General features: G+C 70.9%; 6 protein-coding genes. 2 read left to right on the top strand and 4 right to left on the bottom strand.

Features of this window, described 5'->3' with window-relative positions; all coding sequences use genetic code 11:
* Positions 1–116: 116 nt before the first annotated feature.
* Positions 117–1,403 carry a beta-N-acetylhexosaminidase gene (nagZ, locus tag ETD86_RS52085; RefSeq protein WP_138674018.1) on the top strand — a complete coding sequence of 429 codons (1,287 nt, stop codon included), beginning with the start codon at positions 117–119 and terminating at the stop codon, positions 1,401–1,403.
* On the opposite strand, the gene atpB is transcribed toward nagZ, so the two are convergent.
* From atpB to ETD86_RS52065, 4 genes are all read right to left on the bottom strand, one after another.
* Positions 1,400–2,200, bottom strand: coding sequence for a F0F1 ATP synthase subunit A (gene atpB, locus ETD86_RS52080; protein ID WP_246149488.1), 801 nt, complete (start codon positions 2,198–2,200; stop codon positions 1,400–1,402). The two genes, nagZ and atpB, sit on opposite strands and share 4 nt — an antisense overlap.
* A 72-nt stretch (positions 2,201–2,272) precedes the next feature.
* Positions 2,273–3,049: an ABC transporter permease subunit gene (locus tag ETD86_RS52075; RefSeq protein ID WP_138674017.1), complete on the bottom strand. Its 777-nt coding sequence runs from the start codon at positions 3,047–3,049 to the stop codon at positions 2,273–2,275.
* Positions 3,046–4,620, bottom strand: coding sequence for an ABC transporter permease subunit (locus ETD86_RS52070; protein WP_138674016.1), 1,575 nt, complete (start codon positions 4,618–4,620; stop codon positions 3,046–3,048). The genes ETD86_RS52075 and ETD86_RS52070 overlap by 4 nt, the downstream gene beginning before the upstream one ends.
* Positions 4,617–5,534: an ABC transporter ATP-binding protein gene (locus tag ETD86_RS52065; RefSeq protein ID WP_138674015.1), complete on the bottom strand. Its 918-nt coding sequence runs from the start codon at positions 5,532–5,534 to the stop codon at positions 4,617–4,619. Before ETD86_RS52065 ends, ETD86_RS52070 begins: the two co-directional genes overlap by 4 nt.
* A 134-nt stretch (positions 5,535–5,668) precedes the next feature.
* On the opposite strand from ETD86_RS52065, the gene ETD86_RS52060 reads away from it, so the two are divergent.
* Positions 5,669–5,855: hypothetical protein (locus tag ETD86_RS52060; protein ID WP_138674014.1), on the top strand; the 187-nt coding region annotated here is incomplete at its 3' end.

Raw genomic sequence — 5,855 nt, 5'->3', positions numbered from 1 at the left:
GCCCCGAGTCGGGGTGGCGGTTTCGCCGGGCGCGGAATCGGGGCGGGCCGGGCGTAGCGGGGCGGTTCGGTCTGCGCCGGGCCCAGCCGGGTCGTCGGGTGGATACCTTTGGATGCATGCTTCGACGGATCGGCACAGCAAGCGTCCTGGTGATCGCTCTGGCGGCGTGCGGCGGTGGCAGCGGCGCCGCGGGCGCGACCCCGACCGGGGGCAAGGCCGCGCCACCTGCGCCGACCACCCAGAGCCCGGCCCAGTCGCAGGCCCAGCCGGACCCGGTCGCGCGCGTCCTGTCGAAGATGAGCGTCGAGGAGAAGGTCGGCCAGCTGTTCATGCCCGTCCTGTACGGCACTTCCGCCGACACGGCCTCGGGCGAGAACCAGGCGAGATACACCGCCCAGACCCCGGCCAAGGTGATCGCCAAATATCACCTGGGAGGCGTGATCCTCTTCCCACAGAACGTGAAGAGCGTCGGCCAGGTCGTCGATCTCACCAACGGCCTGCAGCGGGCGTCGAAGCAGGTCTCGCTGCTGATCGGCACCGACCAGGAAAACGGCCTGGTGTCGCGGATGTCCGCGATCATGACCGACTTCCCCGGCGCGTCCCGGATCGGCGCCACCAAGGACACCGACCTGTCGCGCGCCGTGGCCGAGGCCACCGGCGAGGAGCTGCGCTCGCTCGGCGTCAACCTGGACTTCGCCCCGGTCGCCGACGTGAATGTCAATCCGAACAACCCGGTCATCGGCGCGCGGGCGTTCGGCAAGGACCCGAAGCTGGTGGCCAAGATGGTCGCGGCGGCGGTCAAGGGGTTCGCCGACGCGAAGGTGGCCGCCACCGCCAAACATTTCCCCGGCCACGGCGACACGACTGTCGACAGCCACACCGGTCTGCCCGTGATCAAGCACTCGAAGGCCGAGTGGGAGCGCATCGACGCGCCGCCGTTCAAAGCCGCGATCGACGCCGGGGTGGACGCCGTGATGAGCGCCCACATCGTCTTCCCGAAGCTGGACTCGTCGGGCGACCCGGCCACGTTGTCCAAGCCGATCCTGACCGGCCTGCTCCGGGAGAAGCTCGGTTTCAAGGGCGTGATCTCCACCGACGCGCTCAACATGGCGGGCGTGCGGCAGAAGTACAACGACGGCGAGATCGCGGTCCGCGCCGTGCTCGCCGGCGCGGACCTGCTGCTCATGCCGAACGACCTGCCCAAGGCCTACCAGGCGGTGCTGGCGGCGGTGAAGTCCGGCCGGATCACGAAGGAGCGCCTCGACCAGTCGGTCACCCGCCTGCTCACCCTCAAACAGGCCAAGGGACTGCTGACCGAGGCACCGAGGGCGTCGGCGGAGGAGGCGGCCCGCGTCCTGCGCTCCGCCGACCACCGCAAGCTGGCCGCCCGGGTCGGCGGCTAGTGAGCCCCGCGTAGCCCGCTGGCGACGAACATGCCCGCGAGCATCGCGAACAGGTACGCCTGGAGAAACTGGATCAGTAGCTCGAACGCGGTCATCACCACTGTCATCAGCACGCCGAGCACCCCGAGCCCCACGCCGAGCGGCGTGAGCCTTTCGAAGAGGAACCAGAAGCCCACCGAACTGAAGAAGGCCAGGATGATGTGGCCGGCGAACATGTTCGCGAAGAGCCGGATGAAGTGCGTGAACAGCGAGGTGATGAACACCTCGGCCAGGATCATCGGCGCGTAGAGCCCGTACGCCCAGCCGGGCAGGCCTTCCAGGTGCACGATGCCCCGCAGGTACCCGCGCACGCCGTGGTGCCGGACCCCGAGGTACACCTTGACGCCGTACACGGTGAGCGCCAGCACCAGGGGGAAGGCGATGTGCGCGGCGAGGGGGAACTGGATGAGCGGGATGACGCCCATCAGGTTCCAGACGAGCACGGTCAGGAAAATGGTGAGGAGGAAGCCCATCCAGCGGTCGGAGTCCTTGCCGAGGTTGGGCTTGGCGATCTGTTCGCGTACGAAGACGTACACGTACTCGCCGAGGTTCTGCCAGCCCCGTGGCACGAGCTTCGGCTTGGCGAACCAGGCCCAGCACAGCGCCATGACGACAATGGCGCTGAGCAGGGCGATCAGCACCGGCTTGGTGAGCCACTCAGGCCCGCCGGGGATGATCGGGGAGAACTGGAAGAGGTCCAGGCCCGGGGCTTGCCACTGGCCAGGGGAAGGGGAGGTGATCAGGATCGTCGTCCGCACGGCGGTCCCTTCTGGATTGTTGGAGGATCACCATAACGTCCGAATTGTCCAGTCCTGATAGGTGGTTTTCGGTCAGGCGTCACGCTGTCGCAGCAGCACCCAGCCGGTCAGCAACGCCGCGGCCGCCCACGCGGCGAGCACGCCCAACCCCGCCCACGGGCCGAGGGGCAGGATGGCGCTGTCGGTGGTGGCCTGGACGGCCAGTCCCGCGTTGGTCGGCGAGATCATCCAGAGGAAACGCTGCGTCTCCTCATCGGCGATCATGCGGATGGAGATCGGGAACAGGTAGAGCAGGCCGAGCACCACACCGGTGGCCGCCGCCGAGTCGCGTACGGCGGTGGCGACGCCCACGCTGAGCAGCGCGATCAGCCCGAGATAGAGCACCGAGCCGACGGCGGCGCGCAGCGTCGGCCCGTCGGTCAGGGACAGCGGCGCGTATCCGTGCTCGGCGGTGAAACCGCTCCCCGGCAGGAGGAGCCGCCCGGCCAGCACGGAGCCGAGCACGGCGACCGTCCCCGCGGCCAGCGCCATGGCGGTGAGCACGCTCGCCTTGGCGGCCAACAGGGTGGTTCTGCGTGGCATCGCGGTGAGGCTGGTGTGGATCAGGCCGGTGCTGTACTCGCCGCAGACCGCCGGCACGGCCAGCAGGGCGACCATGGCCTGGCCCAGCTGCACGCCCATGAGGCCGAGCCGGGTGGCGTCGTGGCCGCAGCCGGCCGATCCGCAGGTCACGGTCGTGGCGGCCACGGCGCTCAGTGCCACGGTCAGCACCACCATCCCGGCCAGCAGCCAGCCGGGTCCCGCGACGGTACGCAGCTTCGTCCACTCGGCGTGGATCTCCCGCCTCATACGTCGTTCCTGCGCAGCCGGTGCACGGCCAGGGCGAGGGCCAGCGCCGCGTACCCGCACAACACGGCGAAACCGGCCCACGGCGCGAGCGGGTAGAAGCCGGACGCGGGCGCGTAGTAGGAGGTCACTTGCGGATATGCGGGGATGCTCTGCTGGATCGCGAACCCGGCGGCAGGCGTGACCCGCAGCAGCCAGTCCGACACGGACGCGGGCAGGACGGACGCGGTGGCCAGCACGTACGGGACCAGGATCGCCGCGATGGCCACGATGACCGCCATCGCGCTGCGCCGGAACAGCGAGCCCAGGGCGACGGCGAAGACGGCGGCCACGGCGAGCAGGGCCGCGACGCCGGCGACGACGCGCAGCTCGGTGAGCGTGGAGACCGGGAGCGGGTAGATGTTGTTGCCGCGCAGGATCTGGCGGCCGATCGGAAGCGCGACGGCGTTGGCGGCCAGCCCGGCGACGAAGGTCACCGTGCCGATCACGACGGCCTTGGCCACCAGCACCCGGCCGCGTCGCGGGCTGGCGAGCAACGTGGTGCGGATCAGCTGCCGCCGGTATTCGGCGGTCACGAACAGCACCGCCACCACGATCACGATGATCAGCCCGACCATCGCGCCGGTCAGCGTGCGTTCGATACTGCCCAATTCGGTGAGTGGCGCGATGTCGCCGACTCCGGTGATGGCGAATGTGCCGCCGGAGCGCTCCAGCCTGCCCGGGTGATGGGGCGTCACACCGTCGAGCCCCGTCGTGACTCCGATGTCGTCGATCCTCCACGTGCCGCCGGTTCCCTCGCCCCGCAGGCCGACCTCGTCCATGACGGCGGTGGCCTCGGTGAAGCGGGACGCTGCGCTGTACCCTCCGATGGTGTTCGCCGTCACCGTGATGTCGCCGGGAGAGGCGGCGAACAGCCCGATGCGGACCTGAGCCGGCAGTCCGTCCAGGCGGGCCGTGCCCACCCGCGTCCACTGCCTGCCGTCGGGCGACTCCTCGCCGGTGATCGTGTCGCCCGTGCGGGTCAGCCGCAACCAGCGTGGGGACTGCGCCGAGACGCCGCCCGGGCGGCCCGCCACGTCCTCGGTGAAGTTGTGCTGCATCCGCACGCCGTGGCTGCCGGTGACCATCACGGCCGCGTAGGGAGCGCCCTGTTCGGTGCTCTCCTTGATCATGATGCCGGCCTTCGCCCAGGGCACGACGCCGGTGACGACGTTGCGGACCCCGGCGGTGACGTCGGGCTTGCGGATCTGGCCGGTCATGGAGTTCACGCGCACGGTGATGCTGCCGTCCCCGTCCAGCGGCTGGTGGACGAAGTAGAACCGGTCCGACACCGCCTCGCCGCCCGGCCCGAGCACGGGAGCGGGACAGGGCACCTCGACCGGCCCCTTCATGCAGGAGGAGTGGCTGCCCGAGGAGAACAGCAGCCCGAGCCCCACGATGAGCAGCGCCGCGGCCACTATGCCGGCCACCCAGCCGCGGACGGTGCGGAACTTGGTCCACTCCGCGCGCAGCAGCTGCGCGAAGCCGTCGCGCCCGGCCCGCAGGTCCGAGCGGTAGGGGGTGACGGTGCTCATCGGGCCGCTCCACGGAACTCGACCGCGTCCCTGGTGAGGTCTAGGTACGCCTCCTCCAGCGTCGCGCGGTGGGCGCTCACCTCGGAGAACGGAATGGACTGCGCGCCCAGCAGGCGCACGATGTGTTCGGCCGCCAGCCCGGCCACGGTGAGCGTGTCGCGGTCGGTGACGGTGACCGTACCGCCGGCCTGGGCCAGCGCCTGCATCGCCGCCGGTCGTTCCGGCGTACGCAGCGTCACCCGGCCGTCGGAGGCGGCCGCGATCAGATCGGCCACGCTGGTGTCCGCCACCACCTCGCCCCGGCCCACCACCACGAGATGGCCGGCGGTGTCCTGGAGCTCGCTCATCAGATGGCTGGACACCAGCACGGCACGTCCCTCGGCGGCCAGCGAGCGCAGGAAGCCGCGGATCCACACGATGCCCTCGGGGTCGAGGCCGTTGAACGGCTCGTCCAGCATGAGCACCGGAGGGTCGCCGAGCAGCGCCGCGGCGATCCCGAGCCGCTGGCGCATCCCGAGTGAGAACCCGCCCGCCTTGCGCCTTGCCGCCGGTCCCAGGCCGACCTGCGCCAGCACCTCGTCCACCCGGCCGGCGGGCAGCCCTTGGGAGTGGGCCAGCCAGAGCAGGTGGTTGCGCGCGGTGCGGCTGGGTTGCAGCGCGCCGGCGTCCAGCAGCGCGCCGACGTGGCGCAAGGGGGTGGGCAGGCTCTGGTACGGCCGGCCGCCGATCAAGGCGTGGCCCGCGTCGGGCGCGTCCAGGCCCAGCACGACCCGCATCGTGGTGGACTTGCCCGCGCCGTTCGGGCCGACGAAACCGGTGACCTGGCCGGGGTGCACGGTGAAGGTCATCCCGTCCAGTGCGAGGGTCCGGCCGAACCGCTTGCGCAGCCCGCTGACTTCGATGGTTGCTTCCACGTCAGGCAGAGTAGGCAGCGGGCGGCGTCGCGGTCGTCACGCGGCGGAGCGATCTGCGTCGTCGCTGGCGGCAGCTACGGGGGGTCCCTCGTGTGAGGGATGCCAGGACGCCGTGGGGCCGTGACAATGACTTTGTGGAGCGAGCGCGAGACCGGGGCTGGACCTGGCGGGCACGCCGGGACCAGGACCCGCCCGGGTCGGGGCTCCGGGATCGGGACGCGTCCGGGCTGCGGGATCGGGAGGTGTCCGGGCTGCGGGATCGGGAGGTGTCCGGGCTGCGGGATCAGGACGTGTCCGGGGCGGGGCCTCGGGACCTGAGCG

It is taken from the genome of Nonomuraea turkmeniaca, from assembly GCF_005889735.1.
GTDB classification, from domain to species: Bacteria; Actinomycetota; Actinomycetes; order Streptosporangiales; family Streptosporangiaceae; genus Nonomuraea; species Nonomuraea turkmeniaca.
Note: the sequence above shows the minus strand (reverse complement) of the source record. Positions and strands in the feature narration are given on the sequence as shown.